Annotated in this window: 17 protein-coding genes; 5 read left to right on the top strand and 12 right to left on the bottom strand. The window is 68.3% G+C overall.

The window, feature by feature from the left end; all coding sequences use genetic code 11:
* Positions 1-10 precede the first annotated feature (10 nt).
* Positions 11-454 (top strand): GNAT family N-acetyltransferase, encoded by a 444-nt coding sequence (locus tag JD292_RS04755; protein WP_200131597.1) that lies wholly within the window; start codon positions 11-13, stop codon positions 452-454.
* A gap of 2 nt (positions 455-456) precedes the next feature.
* Positions 457-963, top strand: coding sequence for a helix-turn-helix domain-containing protein (locus JD292_RS04750; protein WP_200131596.1), 507 nt, complete (start codon positions 457-459; stop codon positions 961-963).
* A gap of 27 nt (positions 964-990) precedes the next feature.
* Here the strand turns inward: JD292_RS04750 and JD292_RS04745 are convergent, their stop codons facing one another.
* The 5 genes from JD292_RS04745 to ctaE all read right to left on the bottom strand — a co-directional run bounded on the left by JD292_RS04745 (position 991) and on the right by ctaE (position 6,033).
* Positions 991-1,407 carry a VOC family protein gene (locus JD292_RS04745; RefSeq protein WP_200131595.1) on the bottom strand — a complete coding sequence of 139 codons (417 nt, stop codon included), beginning with the start codon at positions 1,405-1,407 and terminating at the stop codon, positions 991-993.
* 408 nt (positions 1,408-1,815) lie between these two features.
* A complete protein-coding gene (gene qcrB, locus JD292_RS04740) occupies positions 1,816-3,429 on the bottom strand; it encodes a cytochrome bc1 complex cytochrome b subunit (protein WP_200131594.1) in 1,614 nt (537 codons plus the stop codon).
* A complete protein-coding gene (qcrA, locus tag JD292_RS04735; RefSeq protein WP_200131593.1) occupies positions 3,426-4,541 on the bottom strand; it encodes a cytochrome bc1 complex Rieske iron-sulfur subunit in 1,116 nt (371 codons plus the stop codon). Before qcrA ends, qcrB begins: the two co-directional genes overlap by 4 nt.
* Before the next feature lie 46 nt (positions 4,542-4,587).
* The gene (gene qcrC / locus JD292_RS04730; RefSeq protein ID WP_200131592.1) at positions 4,588-5,397 is read right to left on the bottom strand and encodes a cytochrome bc1 complex diheme cytochrome c subunit; all 810 of its coding nucleotides are present in this window, start codon (positions 5,395-5,397) and stop codon (positions 4,588-4,590) included.
* A 21-nt stretch (positions 5,398-5,418) separates the two neighbouring features.
* Positions 5,419-6,033 (bottom strand): aa3-type cytochrome oxidase subunit III, encoded by a 615-nt coding sequence (gene ctaE / locus JD292_RS04725; protein WP_200131609.1) that lies wholly within the window; start codon positions 6,031-6,033, stop codon positions 5,419-5,421.
* A gap of 219 nt (positions 6,034-6,252) precedes the next feature.
* On the opposite strand from ctaE, the gene trpD reads away from it, so the two are divergent.
* Positions 6,253-7,317 (top strand): anthranilate phosphoribosyltransferase, encoded by a 1,065-nt coding sequence (gene trpD / locus JD292_RS04720; protein ID WP_200131591.1) that lies wholly within the window; start codon positions 6,253-6,255, stop codon positions 7,315-7,317.
* 81 nt (positions 7,318-7,398) lie between these two features.
* Here trpD and JD292_RS04715 read toward each other — a convergent pair whose 3' ends face one another.
* The 3 genes from JD292_RS04715 to JD292_RS04705 form a co-directional block, all read right to left on the bottom strand.
* Entirely contained in the window at positions 7,399-8,565 is a 1,167-nt protein-coding gene (locus tag JD292_RS04715; RefSeq protein ID WP_233613543.1) for a M23 family metallopeptidase, read from the bottom strand.
* A gap of 134 nt (positions 8,566-8,699) precedes the next feature.
* The gene (locus tag JD292_RS04710; protein WP_200131590.1) at positions 8,700-9,317 is read right to left on the bottom strand and encodes a phosphoribosylanthranilate isomerase; all 618 of its coding nucleotides are present in this window, start codon (positions 9,315-9,317) and stop codon (positions 8,700-8,702) included.
* A gap of 70 nt (positions 9,318-9,387) precedes the next feature.
* On the bottom strand, positions 9,388-10,686 hold the full coding sequence (locus JD292_RS04705) for a calcium:cation antiporter (protein ID WP_369411151.1): 1,299 nt from the start codon (positions 10,684-10,686) through the stop codon (positions 9,388-9,390).
* 199 nt (positions 10,687-10,885) lie between these two features.
* On the opposite strand from JD292_RS04705, the gene chrA reads away from it, so the two are divergent.
* Positions 10,886-12,133 (top strand): chromate efflux transporter, encoded by a 1,248-nt coding sequence (gene chrA, locus JD292_RS04700; RefSeq protein WP_369411150.1) that lies wholly within the window; start codon positions 10,886-10,888, stop codon positions 12,131-12,133.
* Positions 12,134-13,074: 941 nt separating this feature from the next.
* Here the strand turns inward: chrA and JD292_RS04695 are convergent.
* The 4 genes from JD292_RS04695 to JD292_RS04680 form a co-directional block, all read right to left on the bottom strand.
* Positions 13,075-14,433, bottom strand: a complete 1,359-nt coding sequence (locus JD292_RS04695; protein ID WP_200131588.1) for a peptidoglycan DD-metalloendopeptidase family protein — start codon at positions 14,431-14,433, stop codon at positions 13,075-13,077.
* Positions 14,434-14,629: 196 nt separating this feature from the next.
* Positions 14,630-15,424: a phosphatase PAP2 family protein gene (locus JD292_RS04690; RefSeq protein WP_200131587.1), complete on the bottom strand. Its 795-nt coding sequence runs from the start codon at positions 15,422-15,424 to the stop codon at positions 14,630-14,632.
* Entirely contained in the window at positions 15,421-16,293 is an 873-nt protein-coding gene (locus JD292_RS04685; RefSeq protein WP_200131586.1) for a TrmH family RNA methyltransferase, read from the bottom strand. The genes JD292_RS04690 and JD292_RS04685 overlap by 4 nt, the downstream gene beginning before the upstream one ends.
* A complete protein-coding gene (locus JD292_RS04680) occupies positions 16,290-17,261 on the bottom strand; it encodes an alpha/beta fold hydrolase (protein ID WP_369411149.1) in 972 nt (323 codons plus the stop codon). Before JD292_RS04680 ends, JD292_RS04685 begins: the two co-directional genes overlap by 4 nt.
* A 160-nt stretch (positions 17,262-17,421) precedes the next feature.
* Here JD292_RS04680 and JD292_RS04675 point away from each other — a divergent pair, with 160 nt between their 5' ends.
* Complete coding sequence (locus tag JD292_RS04675; RefSeq protein WP_200131585.1) at positions 17,422-18,123, top strand: exonuclease domain-containing protein; 702 nt, start codon at positions 17,422-17,424, stop codon at positions 18,121-18,123.
* Positions 18,124-18,201: the final 78 nt, after the last annotated feature.

The following is an 18,201-nucleotide window of genomic DNA, read 5'->3' as shown; positions in this document are numbered from 1 at the left end:
GACCGCACGCGTGAGCATCACGATTCGCCGGGCCAAGAGCGAAGACGGCAACTCCGTCTTCGCTCTTGCCCGGCAGTTCACTACCGGGCGTGAGCCGATCGGGCGCGACGAGTTCCTCGTCGCCTACGACAACGTGCTCCGGCACCGCGACCAGGAGACCAACGTGCTCTTCGTCGCCGAGCTCGACGGGGTGGTCGTCGCCTACTCGCTGATGACCGTGTCCCGGCTGCTCCACGCACCCGGGCTCACCGCTCACCTGCAGGAGATCGTCGTCGACGAGGCCGCACGCGGCCACGGCGTCGGTGACCGCCTGATGCAGGCCAACGAGCACTACTGCATGGGCCGAGGGGTCCGTCAGCTCTCCGCCTCGACCGCTCGCATCGGTTCCTTCTACAACCATCGCGGCTTCGAGCCCGTCGGCGAGCACTACCGCAAGATCCTCGATCTGAGCTGACGATGAACGAACGTCGCCCCCGCAGGCGGCCCGGCGAGAATCGCGAACAGCTGGTGAAGGCCGGACTCATCGAGTTCGGCCTTCACGGCTATCACGGGGCCTCCACCGCGGCGATCGCCCGCCGCGCCGGCGTGCCCCAACCGCACGTCTACGCGAGCTTCCCCACCAAGCTCGCGCTCTTCGAAGCCTGCGCCACACGCGCTCTCGACCTCCTCGACGGCTCGGCTGATCCCGGCGACGCCGTGCCGGGCCCCACCATCCCGGCGCGCTCCGCGGTCGCGAAAGGCGAGCCCGTCTCCGGCGCAGCGCCCGCTTCTGCCGGTGACGGCCGGTCCTCGGAGGAGGCAGCGTCGCTCCTGCTCTACCAGCTCGTCGCGGTCCTCGCCGATCCCGACACCGCGAGCGCGCTCTCAGCGCTCCGCACGCGCGTGATTGGGGCCTTCGGCGTATCCGAACTCACCGGCCACCTTTCCGGGGCCGCAGCGGCGATTCTGCGGGCGGGGGAGTAGCCCTCCGGTTCCCGGTGCGGCTGCCGGTCACCAGGGCGCGCTGCTCTGGAAGCGGGCCAGGTGTCCGTCCGGGTCTCGCACGCGAAAACTGTGGACGCGCAGCGCGGCGGACCGCCGAACGTCCTTCCTGAACTCCGGCTCCTCACAGAACGGCCAGTCCGCTCCACGCAGTAGCTCTGCGAGGCCCACACTGTCGGGGACGGCGATCCGGAGCTCGCGGCCGCGGCCTGGCGGGGGAGAGAGCGCGCCGGTCAGCCCGATGCCGCCGGGATCCCGCTGTTCGAGCACGAGCTGCGTGTAGCCGAGCTCCAGGTACGCGAGGCGATCCTCCAGGCGCTCGTATCTGATCGCGAAACCGCACAGCGTGTGCCAGAACCCGAGGCTGCGGTCGAGATCCTCAACGAGGAGCTCAGGGATCAGACCCGTCGTCAGTGAAGTGCCCATGTCGAAAGTCTTGCACGCGCGCAGGGGGAGGGAAAGCGTTGCGGGGCGCATGCGCCCGAGGCGGGCGCCTGCCGTCCGCGAGGCCCGACTCCGGGTGGTCGGCCTTTGAGCGATTGGATGAGGGGTGCTGGCGGTCAGGTCACTGTGATCGCAGAGGATGCTGGCCGTGGGCCCTCAAGCGATCGCCGGGGCGCTGGAGGCGGGAGATGGGCTCTCATGCGATCGCCGGGGCGCTGGCGGCCGGCCCTCCTGCGGACGCGGGAGGGGGCGATCCTGCTTCGAGCACTCGCCAGTGTGCGGCTGATCAGGCCCGGCGTCATCGCGGCGCCAAGCCTGTTCCCTCCTGGGAAAAGCGGAACGGCCCCGCAGGTGAAAACCTGCGGGGCCGTTCCGTGGGGGAGCGAGTGCCTAATGGCCCTCGTGGTGTCCCTTGTCGATCTCGCCCTGCGAGGGCGGGACGATCCGGTCCTCGAAGAACCAGCGGCTGAAGCCGGCACGGAGGCGCTTCGAGAAGGGGATGCGGCCGTCGTCGTTCGGACGGAGCATGAGCGGAGCGTACTCCTGGTAGCTGACCAGCTCCCACTGCTCGTACTTGTCGACCGGCTTGTGCACCTCGACAAACTCGCCACCGGGGAGGCGGACGATGCGGCCCGACTCGTATCCGTGGAGCGCGATCGAGCGATCCTTCTTCTGCAGTGCCAGGCAGATCCGCTTCGTCACGATGTAGGCGAAGATCGGTCCGAGGATCAGCAGCGCCTGGAGCGCGTGGATCACGCCCTCCATGGAGAGCTGGAAGTGCGTCGCCATGAGGTCCGAGCTCGCGCCGGCCCACATGACCGCGTAGAAGGTGACGCCTGCGGCGCCGATCGCGGTGCGGGTCGGGGCGTTGCGGGGACGGTCGAGCAGGTGGTGCTCGCGCTTGTCACCGGTAACCCAGGCCTCGATGAAGGGGTAGGCCGCAACGGCGATGAGGAAGATTCCGATGATGATCAGCGGAAGCAGCATGTTCCAGGACCAGGTGTACCCGAACCACTCGGTCTCGAGCCCCGGCGGGACGAGACGGAGCATACCGTCGGCGAAGCCGATGTACCAGTCGGGCTGGGTACCTGCGGACACCGGTGACGGATCGTAGGGGCCGTAGTTCCAGATCGGGTTGATGCCGACGAACGATGCGATGAGCACGATGACGCCGAACACGATGAAGAAGAAGCCGCCTGCCTTCGCCGCGTACACGGGGAGGACGGGGAAGCCGACCACGTTCTGGTTCGTCTTGCCGGGGCCGGGGTACTGCGTGTGCTTGTGGATGACCACGAACGCGAGGTGCAGCGCCACGAACAGGATCACGAGTGCGGGGAGCACCATGATGTGCAGCATGTAGAGGCGGCCGACGATGTCGGTGCCGGGGAACTCGCCGCCGAAGAAGAAGAACGAGAAGAACGTTCCGATCACGGGGATCGCCTTGACGATGCCGTCGATGATACGGAGGCCGTTACCCGAGAGGACGTCGTCGGGGAGCGAGTAGCCGGTGAAGCCCTCGGCCATTGCCAGGACGAAGAGCACGAAGCCGATGATCCAGTTCAGCTCACGGGGCTTGCGGAACGCGCCCGTGAAGAAGATGCGGAGCATGTGGAGGCCGATCGAGGCCACGAACAGCAGTGCCGCCCAGTGGTGGACCTGGCGCATCAGCAGACCGCCGCGGACCGAGAACGAGATATCGAGCGTCGACGCCATCGCGCCGGACATCTCGACACCCTTCATCGGCACGTAGGGGCCGTTGTAGTGGGTCTCGATCATGGTCGCCTGGAAGAACAGCGTCAGGAAGGTTCCCGAGATCAGGATCACCACGAAGCTGTAGAGGGCGACCTCGCCGAGGAGGAACGACCAGTGGTCGGGGAAGACCTTGCGGCCGAACTCCTTGACGGCGACGCCGATCTTGGTGCGCTCGTCAATGTAGTTCGCCGCAGCCGCGGTGAAGCGGGACGAACCGCTCTGCGCGGGGGTTTCGGTTACGGTGCTGCTCACTTGAGACGCTCCCAGAAGCTCGGGCCGACGGGTTCATGGAAATCGCTCTGCGCGACGAGGTAGCCCTCGTCGTCCACCGTGATCGGCAGCTGCGGAAGCGGGCGCTTCGCCGGGCCGAAGACGACCTTCGCGTGCTCGGAGACGTCGAACTGCGACTGGTGGCACGGGCAGAGCAGGTGGTGCGTGTGCTGCTCGTACAGAGCAACGGGGCAGCCGACGTGCGTGCAGACCTTGGAGTAGGCGACGATGCCGTCGTACGACCATCCCTTGCGCTCCGGAAGCTCCTTGAGCTCGGACTGATCGAGACGCATCAGGAGCACGATGGCCTTGGCCTTCGCGTCGAGCAGGTGATCGCTGCCGCCGCGCTCGTCGAGCGAGAGCTTCGAGAAGTCCTCGTGGTTGAGGGTCTCGGGGATCACGTGGAACGCGGAGCCGATGGTGACCTCGCTGGCCTTGATCGGCACGCCGGAGGGGTCGCGAGCGAGGCGGACGCCCTTGGTCCACATCGTGTGGTGCAGCTGCTGCACCGGATCGCGATCCTGCGGGGCCAGGCTGCGGAGCAGCGTGATGCCGGGGATCGGGAACGCGATGAGTGCGCCGATCAGGCTGTTGCGCACGAGCGAGCGGCGCGAGAAGCCCGACTCCTTGTCGGCGAGCTCGAAGACCTCCGCCGACGCCTCGCGTACCTCAGCCTCGCTGGGCACCGGGTGGCGGTAGTCGATCGACTCGTGATCGTCCATGAGGGCCTTGCCCCAGTGGACCGCGCCGATGCCGATTGCGAGCAGCGACAGCGCCATGCCGAGACCCACGAACATCGTGTGGAGACGGATCGCGCCAAGCTCGCCCGTCTCGATCGGCAGGAACATGTACGCGAGTACGGCGCCGAGGCTGCCGGCGATCGAAAGGTAGAAGAGTGAGTAGACCACTCGCTCCGCGTTCTTCGCCTTCTTCGGATCGAGATCCGTGACGCGCTTGCGGTGCGGGGGAAGACCCGGGTTCTGGACCGCGTCCGGCACGATAACGGCCGTGCCAGCTGAGGCACCGTCTCCGCCGTGGCCGTGCGCGGCGACAACGGCGTCGCTGCCGCCGTTGTTCTTCGCTTCCTCTGCCATGTTGCTCCTTGACTCCTGACTCATGAACTCGTTGCGCGGTGTCGAACTAGTTCGACTTCGCGGTCACCCAAACGGTGAGACCGATGATCGCGCCGAGACCGATTACCCAGATGAAGAGACCTTCCGCGACGGGACCGATGGACCCGAGGGAGAGGCCGCCGACGGCCGGCTTCTCTTCGATGTACTTGAGGTAGGAGATGATGTCGGCCTTCTCCTGGGGGGTGATGTTCGCGTCGCTGAAGACGGGCATGTTCTGCGGGCCGGTGATCATGGCCTCGTAGATGTGCGTCGGCGCAACACCCGTGAGCTTCGGGGCGAACTTGCCCTGGGTGAGCGCGCCACCCGCGGCTGCGACGTTGTGGCACATCGCGCAGTTGATGCGGAAGAGCTCGCCGCCCTTCGCGATTCCCTCGGCGTCGCTATCAGCCTTGAGGTACTGCGAGTCCGGCAGATCCGGTCCCGGTGCGAGCGAGGCGACGTAGGCCGCCATCTGCAGGGTCTGCTCCTCGCTGAACTGGTGAGGCTTGACCATGCCCTGCGGGCCCTGGAAGGCGAGGGGCATACGGCCGGTGCCGACCTGGAAGTTCACGGAGGCAGCGCCGACGCCGATCAGCGTCGGGCCCTCGGGAGTGCCCTCTGCGCTGGCACCGTGGCAGGTGGCGCAGTTGGCACCGAAGAGCTTCTCGCCGGCCTCGATCGTCGCGGGGGACTTGAGATCGATCTCAGCGGTCGCGGAGGTCTGGCTGAAGCCCGCGTATGCGGCTCCGGTGACGAGCAGACCGACGGCGACGAGCGCAGCGGTTGCCAGCGGATGCCGTCGACCGGTCTTTCGTACGTTCTTCTTGGCGCGAGCCATGATGGCGTTTCTCCTTGACCCTTACTTGAGGACGTAGATGACGATGAAGAGGATGATCCACACGATGTCGACGAAGTGCCAGTAGTAGGACACGACGACGGCGGTGGTCTCTTCCTTGTGCGTGAAGTTCTTGACGGCGTAGATGCGACCGATGACGAGCAGGAAGGCGACGAGGCCCAGCGTCACGTGGATGCCGTGGAAGCCGGTGGTCATGTAGAACGCGGAACCGTACGGGTCAGAGGAGAGCGTGATGCCCTCGGACACGAAGGTGGCGTACTCCCAGGCCTGGCCCGAGACGAACACCGCGCCCATGAAGAAGGTGAGGTAGAACCACTCGACCGTGCCCCACTTGGCGGGGCTCGCGCCCGTTGCCCGCGGCTGCATCCGCTCGGCGGCGAAGACGCCCGCCTGCGCGGTGAAGGAGGAGGCGACGAGGATCAGGGTGTTGATCAGAGCGAAGGTGAAGTTGTGCTTACCGGTCTGCTCTGCCCAAAGCTCGGGGTTCATCGCGCGCAGGGTGAAGTAAATCGCGAACAGGCCCGCGAAGAACATGACCTCGCTGCCGAGCCACACGATCGTACCCACGGCGACGATGTTCGGTCGCTTCACCGTAGCCACGGCTGACTTGGAATTCATAGTGGTCGTTGTCACCCCTCCATTATGGCTGAAAGTTTGGTGTGCGTTTTCACCCAGGGTCGGCGCGCCGAACTTTCTGCGAGTTTCCTGCTAAGCCTACCCCTTCTCAGGCACGCCCAGTGACACCTGCGTGGCAGTGTTCCCGGATTCCGCGTCAGAGCAGGGGAGTCGCGGGGCGCCCGGGCGGGGCGATTGCGTGTCGCTCGCTAGAATCGACGCATGCTCGACGAACGTACCTGGCCGACCGTCCTCACAACCCTCCTCGATGGCGAGGATCTCAGCGTCTCCCAGGCGGAATGGGCGATGTCCCGCTTCATGACCGGAGAGGCGAGCGGCGCTCAGATCGGGGCTTTCCTCGTGGCACTCCGTTCCAAGGGCGTGAACGTCGACGAGGTGATCGGGTTCCGCGACGCGATCCTCGCCGAGGCGGTGGAGCTGCCGCTTCCCGCGATGTCCCTCGACATCGTCGGTACCGGTGGCGACCGCTTCGGCACCGTCAACATCTCCACGATGGCGTCGATTACCGCGGCGGCAGCGGGGATTCCCATCGTCAAGCACGGCAATAAGGCCGCGAGCAGCCTGTCGGGCTCCTCGGATGTGCTGTCTGCCCTGGGCATCGATCTCCGCCTCGACGCTGAGCAGCTCGTGCGCGCCTTCGAGGAGTGCGGTATCGCCTTCGTGCACGCGGCGCGCTTCCTGCCCGGCTTCCGGCATGTCGCATCCGCTCGGGCCGAGCTCGGCGTTCCCACGGTGTTCAACTTCCTCGGCCCGCTCTGCAACCCGGTCCGGCCCGAGGCGTCGGCCGTTGGTGTCGCGGACATTGATCGCGTGCCGATCTTCGTCGGGGTCTTCCGGCTCAGGGGCGCCTCGGCGCTGGTCTTCCGCGGCGATGACGGACTCGACGAACTCACCACGACGGGCCACTCCAGGCTCTGGGAGGTGACCAGGGGCGGATTGACGGAGCACGACATCGACCCGCGTGAGCTCGGTATTCCGCGCGCTTCGATCCAGGACCTCGCGGGCGGCACCCCCGAGGAGAACGCGGACGTGGTTCGCCGGGTCCTCGGCGGCGAGCAGGGCCCGGTGCGCGACATCGTGCTGCTGAACGCGGCGGCGGGCATGGTGGCGTTCGACCTGGCGAAGAACCCGGAGACCGCTGAGCGCGCCCTGCTCGAGCGCCTGGACGAGAAGATGCGCGTCGCCGCCGAGGCGATCGATACCGGGCGAGCGGAAGCGAAGCTCAAGGCCTGGGCCGCGGCAACCTCCGCGAGCGCGGGGGAGTAGCCGGGGCCGCACACGGCGAGCTGGGGCGCCGCACGAGTTGATTCGTGCGGCGCCCCTGCTCCGTGCTGCTGGCTTCCCGGCTCAGGGAGCCGAGGTGGTCTGCTGGCTCTGCGAATCCTGCATGGGGACGACCTCGTTGGTGGTCGGATCCACGACGCCCGTGCTGGGCTTCTTGCTCTTCGCGGCGTCCTTGCGGTCCATGCGGTGGTACTTCGACAGGAACGGCATCGGGTCCGCGGGCTTGTCGTCGACGCGGATCGCGAAGTGCAGGTGGGCGCCGAAGGCCATTCCCGTCGCGCCGACGCGGCCGACGGGGTCGCCCATCTTGATCGTGTCGCCGACCTTGATCTGGTGCGAGCTGTCCTGCATGTGGCAGTACCGGCTCGTGACCGTGTGGCCGTCGATCTCGTGCTCGAGCTTCAGCCCGAAGCCGCAGCCGTCGTTCGCCGGGCCGGCCTCGAGGGCCTTGCCGTCGGCGATCGCGTAGATCGGGGTGCCCTCGCTCGCGGCGAAGTCCTGAGCGTCGTGGAACTGCTCGACGGGTGCCGTGCGATAGCCGAACGGGTCGGTGAGCATGACGCGCTGCTTGAAGGGGTAGTTGACGACGGACTCCGCAGAGAACTCGTAGTCCGCCGGTGCTGCGGTGCGGGAGTCGACCGCGGAGATCTCCGCGAAGGAGGGCGGCATCTCGTCGGAGGACACCTCGGAGAAGAGGCGCTGCTGCGTTCCTGCCGCGGCCTTGGGCTCGGCGGTGGCCGCCTGATCGACGAGCGGGAAGGCCATCGTGAGGATGAGCCCGCCGACGCTCGCCGCCGCGGCGAAGCCGGCGATGCGCCGCTTCGCGCTCATGCGGGGGCGGTCCTGCGGCACCGGATCGAGCTCGGTCGTGGGCTCGTGGGCCGCAAGGGGGACCCGGACGTACTCGACCGGGGTGAGGCGCGGCGCGGGATCCGCGGCGGCCGTTTGCGGGAGCGTCGGCTCCGCGGGTGCTGCGGGCGCTGCGGGAGCTGCGAGCGAGGTGGCCTCGGCTGCTCTGCGGGGGAGCGTCCGGGGCTCCTCTGCGACGGCGGCTTCTCGCGGGGGCTCGGCCTCCGCGCTGGAAGGCTCGCTCGCGGGCGAGGGGTTCTCGATTTCGGTGCGCGCTGCAGCGGGCCCCTGCTCCGACTGTGCCGCGAGCGCCTGTTCCGCCAGGCGCCGGCTGCGGCGCGTGGGGAACGCGTCGCGTTCCGGGCGTGAGGATTCGGTCATGCGGGCTTTCTGTCGACGACACGTGTCGGGCGAGCGACACGCAAAGATAACGAACAGGTTACAGGGTAATTTCCGATCGCACCAGATATGAACACTGTTCGCATGTCGCGCGAGGCTTGAAAGCCCTGATCAGTTCATGAATCGGAATTTTTAGCCAGGGCGATGAACTCCCGGATGAGCTCGGGATCCTTGTGTCCTCGGCTGGACTCAACGCCGCTCGAAACATCGACTCCCCAGGGTGCGGCGGCGCGAATGGCCGCCTGCACGGTGCCGGGGGAGAGGCCGCCAGCGAGGATCCACTCCGGGCCGAGATCGTGCGCGGCGATCCCGCTCAGGTCCCAGCGCTCACCCGACCCGGCCACCGCGCCGTCAATGAGCAGGCGCTCCTCGCCGTAGTCGCCCGCGCGCACTCCGGGATCGGACGCGAGGGAGGTCGCGCGCCACACTCGGGGGAGGAGTGCGCGGGCGGCCGCAATGTCCTCGGCGGTGTAGGAGCCGTGCAGCTGGAGGATGTCGAAGCCGAGCTCGCGCGCCAGTTCCGCGGCGCGCACCGCAGGGACATCCGCGACGACGAGGACCGCGTCGATGTCCGGCGAGGCCGCCCGGGCTGCCGCGATCACGGCACTGGCTTCCTGCGGGCTCGCGTTCCGCGGACTGCCCGACGCCATCACCACGCCGACGGCGTCGGCGCCGAGTGACGCCGCGAGGGTTGCGTGCTCGGGGTCACGCAGCCCGCAGATCTTCACGTACATCGATCGCCCCTTCTTATTGGCAGCCCCAGCGTACCGCTGTCGCCCCGACTCCGCCGCGCCGCCAGTGGCGTCAGGTGGTGAAGAGCAGGAGTCCGTAGAGCGCGAAGAGCGACAGGTGCATCGCGCCGTGCGTCGAGGTGACGCGAGGCGCGGCCGTCGTGATCGCCGTCAGCGCGATCGTCACGACGAGCAGCGCGAGCATCGCGGGGCTCTCGGCGAGCACCACCGTGGCGCCGGTCGCCCACCCGATGATGAGGACCGCGGGGATCGTCAGCCCGACGGTCGACACTAGCGCACCGAGGCACAGGTTGTAGACGCGCTGGATCTCCCCGGCCAGCCCCGCGCGGACCGAGGTGATCGCCTCGGGCGTGAAGACGATGCACGCAATGAGCGCACCGGAAAGCGCCGGCGGTGCACCGAGCTGCGCGATACCGTCGTCGAGCAGCGCGGCGAGGTCGTGAGAGAGCAGCACGATCGGAATCATCGTCGCGATGAGCACGGCAACCCGGACGAGCAGTTCGGCCCGATGGGTGCGGAGAATCTGGCGAATATCGATCGACGCGGTGTGGGGGGAGTCGCTCTCGGGCTCCGCGCCGGAGCCTGAACCGGATCCCGATCCCGATCCCGATCCCAATCCCGACCCCGATCCGCGGTTTCCTCGGGCGGCCGGGCCGGACTGCAGACCGCCGCCCGTTTCGGCGCGATCCAGCACCGTCGACCTGCGCGCCGCGACCGCCGCCGGAACCAGCTCGCGGAAGTCCTTCGCTTGCGTGCCGAGCTGCCGCCACAGGAAGAACCCGTAGAGCAGGATCGTGAGGGCCGCGATGGGCAGCGCCTGCGCCGGAGTGAACGAGCCGTCCGTGCCCGCGACCGTCGGCAGGACGAACGCGATCGTCGCGAGCACGGCGATCATGGCGACGTACTGACTCGTGCCGGTGCGGTTGTGCGCCAGGGCGTGACGGCGCGCCCCCAGGAGCAGCGAAAGCCCCACGACGAGCCCCATGATGATGATGCTCACGGCCGTGACCGAGTCGCGCGCGATCGTCTCGTGCTTCCCCGGCCCGAGCATCACGGCGGCGATGAGGACGACCTCGATGATGACGATCGAGAGCGTGAGGATCAGGCTGCCGTATGGATCGCCCATGCGGTGAGCGAGCTGCTCGGCCTGCTGGACGACGCCCGACGCCGCGATGACGATCACGCCGACGGTGATGACGAGCGCGCCGATGAGAAGGGCCGGCGGGGCGGGAGGCGCGAGCAGGTCGTGGAAGAGGGGGAGCGCGAAGACCGCGAGCCAGGGGAGGGCGAGACGCACGAGCGCCCCGGGGGTCAGGACGCGGGATAACGCATTCCGTGAGGTGCTGTTCACGAGTTGTTCGTTTCCGCGTGGTCGTCCACGCAACTGTTGGGCTCGAAGCGGGTCGTCCCCTTCGTTTGCCGCACAACGGCACCCAGAACTGTATCGAAACAGACTGAACATCGCCAGAGCGACGGCTAGGCTCGAGACGGATGACCCGCGCTCACTCCGCGGGGTCGGCGGGTCGCGGACGGCGCCCGAGAAGGGTGCGGTGGTGGGGCGAGAGACGAGCGGCAGGCCGGATCGCGTGCGCGGCACGGACGGGAAGCCCGGTACTGCGCTCGAGGTGTTCCGGGTCTTCCTGGTTCTCGGCTGCACCTCGTTCGGGGGACCGGCTGCGCACCTCGGATACTTCCGGAACGAATTCGTCGAGCGCAGGGGCTGGCTCGACGAGCGCCGGTACGGTGCGCTCGTGAGCCTGTGCCAGTTCATCCCGGGTCCAGCTTCGAGCCAGGTCGGATTCGCGATCGGTCTCGCCCGCGCGGGCTGGGCCGGAGCGTTCTGCGCCTGGCTGGCGTTCACGCTGCCCTCCGCGGCGCTCCTCATCGCGCTGGCGCTCGGGGCGAGCGTGTTCGACGGCGTGATTGGGCAGGGAGTCCTCTCCGGCCTCCGTGCCGTCGCGGTCGCGGTCGTCGCCCACGCGATCTGGGGGATGGCCAGAACCCTCACGCCGGATGTCCGCAGGATCCTGATCGCGGTCGGCGCTGCGCTCATTGCGCTCTTCGCGCCGCCGCTCATCGGCCAGCCGGCCGCGATCCTCGCCGGCGGGCTCGCCGGTCTCCTGCTGTGTCGCGCCGTTGCGCCCGCTGCGGGGGAGCGGATCGGGATCAGCGTCTCACGACGGGCCGCGATCACCGCAGTGATCGCGCTCGCGGCGCTGCTGATCGCCCTCCCGGTTCTGGCGGGGATGACGGAAAATCGCTGGCTCGCGATCGTGGACGCCTGCTTCCGAGCTGGCTCGCTCGTGTTCGGCGGGGGGCACGTGGTGCTGCCGCTCCTGCAGGGGGAGCCCGCGATCATCGCCGCGATCGGGGATCAGACGCTGCTCACCGGATACGGGGCAGCCCAGGCGGTTCCCGGTCCGCTGTTCACCTTCGCCGGGTACATCGGGGCCGCTGCGGCGCCGGGTGCGGCCGGGATCGGCCTGGGTCTCGCGGCGCTCGTCGCCGTGTTCGTGCCGGGCATGCTGATCCTCATCGCCGCGCTTCCCGTCTGGGAGCGCATCGAGCGAAGCGTGCGGCTCCGCTCGGTCATCGCGGGCGCGGGGGCCGCGGTCGTGGGGATTCTCCTCGCGGCGCTGATCAGGCCGATCATCCCCGAGGGGGCCTCAACGGTTCCCGGTGCCGTGATCGCAGTCCTCGCGTTCGGGGCGTTGCTGCTGCGACGGATTCCAGTGTGGGGGATTGTGCTCGCCGCGGGAGCCGCAGGGGGAATGCTGGGGGCCGCGGGGTGGTGGTAACCGTGAGGGCACCTGCCGGACGAAGCTGACCCAAATAGTCTGCACTCAGTTCATAAATATGCTGTTGGGTGGTTTTTGGGTCTTTGGGCCGAAATGGCTGTCATTGGCGAAGGTCTCCTGACGGCGCTTCAATCGCGGGCTGGGACATTTTCTGGGTGGGCCGCTCGGGAAGCTCGTGTGGCGATGGGCCTGCGAGAGGCGCACCGGCGCGTCTGAGGGGAGCGCCATATTTCCCCGAACTGACATAATATAGATTATCGAGCATTTGTGGTGGGGTGCGGCGCGGTCGTTCGTTTGCGCCGTGAGTGCCGCGATCCGGTGTTGGGAGGCCCGCTGGGCTGAGCGCCCGGCGCAATGCTCGGTGTGTTGACCCACCGTGGATCGGTGCGTGCTGGCCGGGACTCCGCGGACGCTGCTTCGGGAGCATCTTCCTGGACGTTTCTCCTGGAGTGATTCTCCCGGAGCGATTCTGATTCTCCTGGATCGATTCTCCCGGAGACATGGAGACATGATGCCTGGGTCGCGTCGCCTGAAGCGATTCACTGCGCAGGATTTGTCGCAGAGAATTCGTCCGGGAGGTTTCCCGGATCGTTTCTGCTGCAACGCTTCTACTGGATCGTCTCTGCCCAGCGATTCTGCCCAAGCGATTCTGCCCAGGGAATCTGCCCAGGGTTTCTGTCCGAGCGTTTCCGCCCGAGCGATTCTGCCCCCAGCGTTTCCCTGATCGTTTGCCGCATCAGCCCGTTCGGTTGTGGGTCGCGCCGGACCGGAAGAACGCAAGGCTCGATGGAGCGCGAAGGGCGGATCGCTCCCCCGCGCGCCCGTTTGAGACTCAGTCCAGGAATTCTGCTGGGTGACTCCCCCGGCGTCGAAACGCGAAGCGGGCCGGAACGCGCACACACGCTTTCCGGCCCGCTTCGCGCAGGGCTGGCGTTCCCTAGTTATCCGAAGAGGAACGGGGCCGGGTTGAGGTACGGAACCGCCCACTGGGTGTCGAAGCCCGGAATAACCTCGAAGTGGAGGTGGCAGCCCGAGCTCGCGCCCGTCGACCCGACCCAGCCAATGACCTGGCCCTTCGAGACACGCTGACCCGACCCGACCGGCGGCCAGCTGATCATGTGTGCGTAACGCGTCTGCATCTGGTCGTCCTGGGCGAGGTAGACCATGTTTCCGCCGAAATCGTCGACGTAGCCGGCCACCGTGACCGTGCCCGAGTACGCCGCGTAGATCGGCGTGCCGCAGGGGGCGGCGAGGTCGATCCCGGTGTGATCCGGGCGTCCCGGCGGGCGGAAGCCCTCGGAGACATAGAAGTTCCTCGTGGGCATGGCCCAGCCGCGACCACCCGTGGTGCCGCCGCCACCGCCGCCGCCACCGGGGTTGCCGCCGCCACCGCCGCCGCCGGGGTTGCCGCCGCCGCCACCGCCACCGCCGGGGTTGCCACCGCCGCCACCGCCGCCGCCCTGGTTGGCGAGCTGCTGCTGGCGCTCCATCTCCTTGCGCTGGATTTCGAGGAGGCGCTGGCGCTCCTTCTCTTCTTCCTCGAGTCGCTTCTGGTACCCGGCAACCGTCTTGACTCGCGTGTCCTTCAGCGCGTCCAGCTTCGCCTTGAGGTCGCGCTGCTGCGCCTCCTGCTCCTGGACCTTGTCGCTCTGCGTTGCGACCGCGTCGGCAGCGGCCTTTTCCTTGACCTGCACGTCCTTGTAGAGACGCTCGCGCTCCTTCTGCGCCTCGGCGGCCTGCTTGCCGAGCGAGTTCGCGGTGTTCGCAGACTGCTCGGCCTCATCGGAGATCACGGTGTTGCGCTCCGTGGCCTTCGACATCGAGGCCATGCGGTCGAGCAGCGCGTCGGCGGTGTCGGCGTCCGGCTCGAGGAGGAACTCCATGCTGCGGTCGACTCCCCCGGACCGGTACATCTGGGCGACGACTGCTGCGGCCTGCTCGGCGGCCGCGTCGGCCTCCTTGCGGCTCTTCTTCGCTTCGTCGTCGAGCCTGTCGGCGCGCCACGAGGCGTCCTCGAACTTCTTCTGGGCCGCCTTCATGTCCTCGACGATCGAGGCGTGCGCCGTGCGAAGCTTCTTGAGCTGCACCTCGCCATCGGCGAGCAGCTTCTCGATCTCGGTGACCTTCTGGGCGCCGGCGGACTCGTTGCTCTTCGCTGCCTGAACGTCGTCCCAGGTGGGGAGGTCGAGCGCCTGCGCTGGTGCCGGACTCATGCCGCCGACAAACAGTGAACCGATGATCGCCGTGATTGCGAGAATCGACAGTGCTCGCCGTCGCGGTGCGGCGTTGGGGCGCTGCATGTTCCTCCCGGGGTCGCTTCGTATACGGGTTCGTACCCCCGCAAGACTACGCGCTTTTCTCTGGACGGACTGAGTGCCGTTCGGAGTGGCGGAATGTGGATTACCGTACCATTCGGCCCGGAATTCCGGGGAAAATGACCTGGTCGCTGGCGGTTCGATGCGGTCCGGGCGGTCCCGGCCACGGGGGTTGCGGCCTCTACCGGCTGCCAGCGGCGAGCACCAGGAGCGAGCGCCCCGCCAGGGCACCCGTTCCGATCGCGCCGAACTCTCCCGCGCTCAACATCAGCTCAGAATTGCTGGTCACACCGGCAAACACGGCAAGTGCGACGGCACCGACGGTGACGATCCAGCCGATCATCGCCAGCCCGATCGACACGACGCGACCCCCCAGTGCTGACCCGCGCGGCGTGAGCGGCTTGAGGACCGCGGCGAAGGCAAACGACGCGGTTCCCAGGGCGATCGCTCCGAAAACATCGCTCGGGCGGTGCCACCCGAACGCGAGAAGCTGCCAGCCGGCAAGACCGATGATCCCGATCCCAGCGACCGCCACGAGCGCGCGGATCCTGGACGGGACCGCCCAGATCAACGCGGCGGTCAGCGCGGTGAAAACCGTCATGTGCCCGCTGGGGAAGGTGTTGAGGGCGTCGAGCTCGAAGAGCTGCGGCCGCGTGAGCAGGTGAAGCTTCAGCGCCTGAGACGCGAGGATCGCGAGCACCGGGACGATCGTCACCACAACCGCTCGACGAATCCCGTGCGCGGCGAGCGCGATCAACCCGATCACCAGGAGCGCGATCCCGACCGACGGAATCGACACCAGATTGAGGGGCGGTGGCGGATCGTAGGTGAACTCGGCCGCGTCGAGCACGCTCGCCTCAGCGGCCTGGCCGATCCCGAGCTGAACGCCGAGCACGTAGGAGCCGATCCCGACCAGGGACCAGAACACGAGATACCAGATGGCCCGCCCGCGCCCGGCGCGGAGCGCGGCGCTCACGCCGGGACCCCGGGAATCGGAGAAACCGGAGGGAGACCGGCGGAGGCCGGCAGCGCGCGTCGATCGGCGGTCCGCACCGCCCACAGCGCGAGTGCGGCGGCCGTTGACACGTTGAGCGAGTCCACGCCGTGCTCCATCGGGATGACCACTGACCGGGACGCCGAGGCTAGGGCGCGCCGGCTGAGCCCCGCACCCTCGGTGCCGAACATCAGCGCGAGCTTGTCCGGCAGATCGTCGACGAAGTCAGCGAGATCCTGGGCGTCGTCGCGCAGCGCGAACGCCGTGAGCTCGTAGCCCTCCTCGCGGAACATCGGGCCGGCGGTGCGCCAGTCGGGAAGACGGGCCCAGGGCACCTGCAGCACCGCGCCCATGCTCACGCGTACCGCGCGGCGATACAGGGGGTCGGCGCAGGCCGGGCTCAGCAGCACGGCGTCGGCCCCCAGCGCGGCGACGGATCGGAAGATCGCGCCGACATTCGTGTGGTCGGCAAGATCCTCGAGCACGACGACCCGCCGTGAGGCGCGCAGCAGTTCGAGGGGGTCGCGATCGGCCGGTCGGTGCATCGAAGCGAGGGCTCCCCGGTGCAGGTGGAACCCCGTGAGTTCCGCGAGCTGCGCGGACTCCCCCACGTAGACGGGCACCTCCGGGTACGCGACGAGCAGCGGTTCCACGCGGGGAAGCCACTCCTCGAGCAGGAGCACGGAGCGGGGGCGATGGCCGGCGCGCAGGGCGCGTTCGATGACCTTCGGCGATTCCGCCAGGTACAGGCCCTCCTCCGGCTCGCGGACCCTGCGGAGCGCGACGTCGGTCAATTGCGTGTAATCGGCGAGCTCGGGAGCCGAGAGGTCGCCGATGCGGATGATCCTCACTCGGCCGCTCCCTGGTGGTGCGACTCGACCGGCTCCGCTCCGCCGGCGACCGCCGGATCGGGCGTGCTCAGGAACTCGAGGATGAAGGCGGTCGCATCCGCGACCGCCTCGTAGTGAACGAGATGCCCGGTTCCCGGGATGACTCTCAGGCGCGACTCGGGGAGCCGGTGATCGAGCTCGAGCTGCTTCGGGAGCGGCGTGATGTCGTCGCGATCCCCCGCGATGAGCAGCGTCGGCATCGCGATCGCCTCAGCGTACTCGATGACCGTGTGCGAAACGGAGGCGCGGAAGGCCTCGAGCAGCGTGCGGGGATCGGAGAAGGTGCTGAAGTAGGACGCGTGCTGGCCGTGGATCCACTTTCGGAGCTCGGGATCCCCCGTCTTCGCCATGACCTCGCTCATGCCGCGCACGATCGCCGCATTGCCCAGGAGGGCGCGGGCTGCGCGTTCCGGGAGCAGGTCTGCGGCGCGGTAGTACCCGATGGCGAGCTGGGTCAGGATCGCCTGCGGCCCCTCGAGCGCTGGCGCCGAAATGGGGTTAATGAGCACCAGTCGGGAGGGCGTGAGCCCGCCCGCGATCGCGTTCGCGACGACGAGCGATCCGAACGAGTGGCCGAGCAGCGCGAATCGCGGAGGGAGCGCGGCTGGGGCAAACTCGCGCAGCCACTCTCCGTAGAGATCGAGGTCGTGCGTGCGCCCCGGAATGGCCGCTGACGCGCCGAATCCGGGAAGATCGGGGACGATCGCCCGGATATCCGGCTGCGCCGCCACGATCGCCTCGGCCAGTCCCTCGAGACCGTGATGATCGCCACGGAACCCGTGCACGAGGAGGAGCGGGGCACCGTGGGCATCGCCGTAGGACCAGGCCGCCGTTGTCGCGCCGAGCACGTCGACGGCGAACCGGGTCGCCTCGGGACGCGCCCGGTCGGCGTTCGGGACGCCGGGAGAAGTGGCAGCGGAAGAGATCACGAGGAAATGCTACCGATCACCGCTGGCAGAGGCCTGCGCCTCGCGGGCGGGCGCGTCGTGAAAACGATGCGGCGATCAGCGGAATGCCGGTGTGTTTTGCGGGCGTGCGAGCGCGGTGTCGGTGGTCATCGCTACGATCGGAGCAGACGAAAGGATCGCCGTGACGACCGACACCCTCCCCCTCTGGGCCACGCACCTCGCCGTGTTCGACACTGAGACCACCGGCATCGACACGGCGGAGGCGCGCATCGTGAGCGCCACGGTCGCCCTGCTCGGGCCGGAGGGTGAGGTGCAGGAACGGTACGACTGGCTGCTCGATCCGGGCGTCGAGATCCCCGACCGTGCGGCGCAGGTCCACGGCATCACGACCGAGATCGCCCGCGCGAGCGGAATCGACGCCGCCGTCGGCGTCAAGCAGATCACCGAGCAGCTCCGCGAGATGCTCGAGCGCGGCTTCCCGGTGGTCGCCTACAACGCCCCGTTCGACCTCACCCTGCTCGCGGCCGAGGCCGCCCGGCACGGCGCCGCCTGGACCGCGGATCCCGCGCCGATCATCGATCCGCTCATCCTGGACAAGCAGTTCGATCGCTACCGCAAGGGGAAGCGCACGCTCGAGGCGGTCTCCGCGCACCACGGTGTCGAGATCGGCAACGCGCATGACGCGGGCGATGACGCGATCGCGGCTGGCCGGGTCCTGCAGCGGATCGCGCGCAAGTATGCGGACGTGATTCCCGGCGAGCTCGAGGATCTGCACCGCGCCCAGGTCGCTTGGGCCGCGGCCCAGGCGGCGAGTTTCCAGGACTACATGCGCAGGGTGAAGGATCCGTCGTTCATCGCGGACGGGCGCTGGCCGGTCCGATAGCCACGGACACGGCGTCCGAAACCACGAGAGCGGGGCGCGAACCCCGTAGGATGGCGGCCCCCGAACGGGGCGGGCGGG

This window comes from Leucobacter edaphi, assembly GCF_016522535.1.
Taxonomy (GTDB): Bacteria; Actinomycetota; Actinomycetes; order Actinomycetales; family Microbacteriaceae; genus Leucobacter; species Leucobacter edaphi.
The sequence above is the reverse complement of the archived record's forward strand: the minus strand, read 5'-3'. Positions and strand labels throughout refer to the sequence as shown.

Bases quoted from the DNA above. Each gene is read 5' to 3' on its own strand.
- qcrC (WP_200131592.1), bottom strand. From the start codon at position 5,397: ATGGCTCGCGCCAAGAAGAACGTACGAAAGACCGGTCGACGGCATCCG.
- qcrA (WP_200131593.1), bottom strand. From the start codon at position 4,541: ATGGCAGAGGAAGCGAAGAACAACGGCGGCAGCGACGCCGTTGTCGCC.
- JD292_RS04710 (WP_200131590.1), bottom strand. From the start codon at position 9,317: ATGTACGTGAAGATCTGCGGGCTGCGTGACCCCGAGCACGCAACCCTC.
- JD292_RS04695 (WP_200131588.1), bottom strand. From the start codon at position 14,433: ATGCAGCGCCCCAACGCCGCACCGCGACGGCGAGCACTGTCGATTCTC.
- trpD (WP_200131591.1), top strand. From the start codon at position 6,253: ATGCTCGACGAACGTACCTGGCCGACCGTCCTCACAACCCTCCTCGAT.
- JD292_RS04750 (WP_200131596.1), top strand. From the start codon at position 457: ATGAACGAACGTCGCCCCCGCAGGCGGCCCGGCGAGAATCGCGAACAG.
- ctaE (WP_200131609.1), bottom strand. From the start codon at position 6,033: ATGAATTCCAAGTCAGCCGTGGCTACGGTGAAGCGACCGAACATCGTC.
- JD292_RS04715 (WP_233613543.1), bottom strand. From the start codon at position 8,565: ATGACCGAATCCTCACGCCCGGAACGCGACGCGTTCCCCACGCGCCGC.
- JD292_RS04745 (WP_200131595.1), bottom strand. From the start codon at position 1,407: ATGGGCACTTCACTGACGACGGGTCTGATCCCTGAGCTCCTCGTTGAG.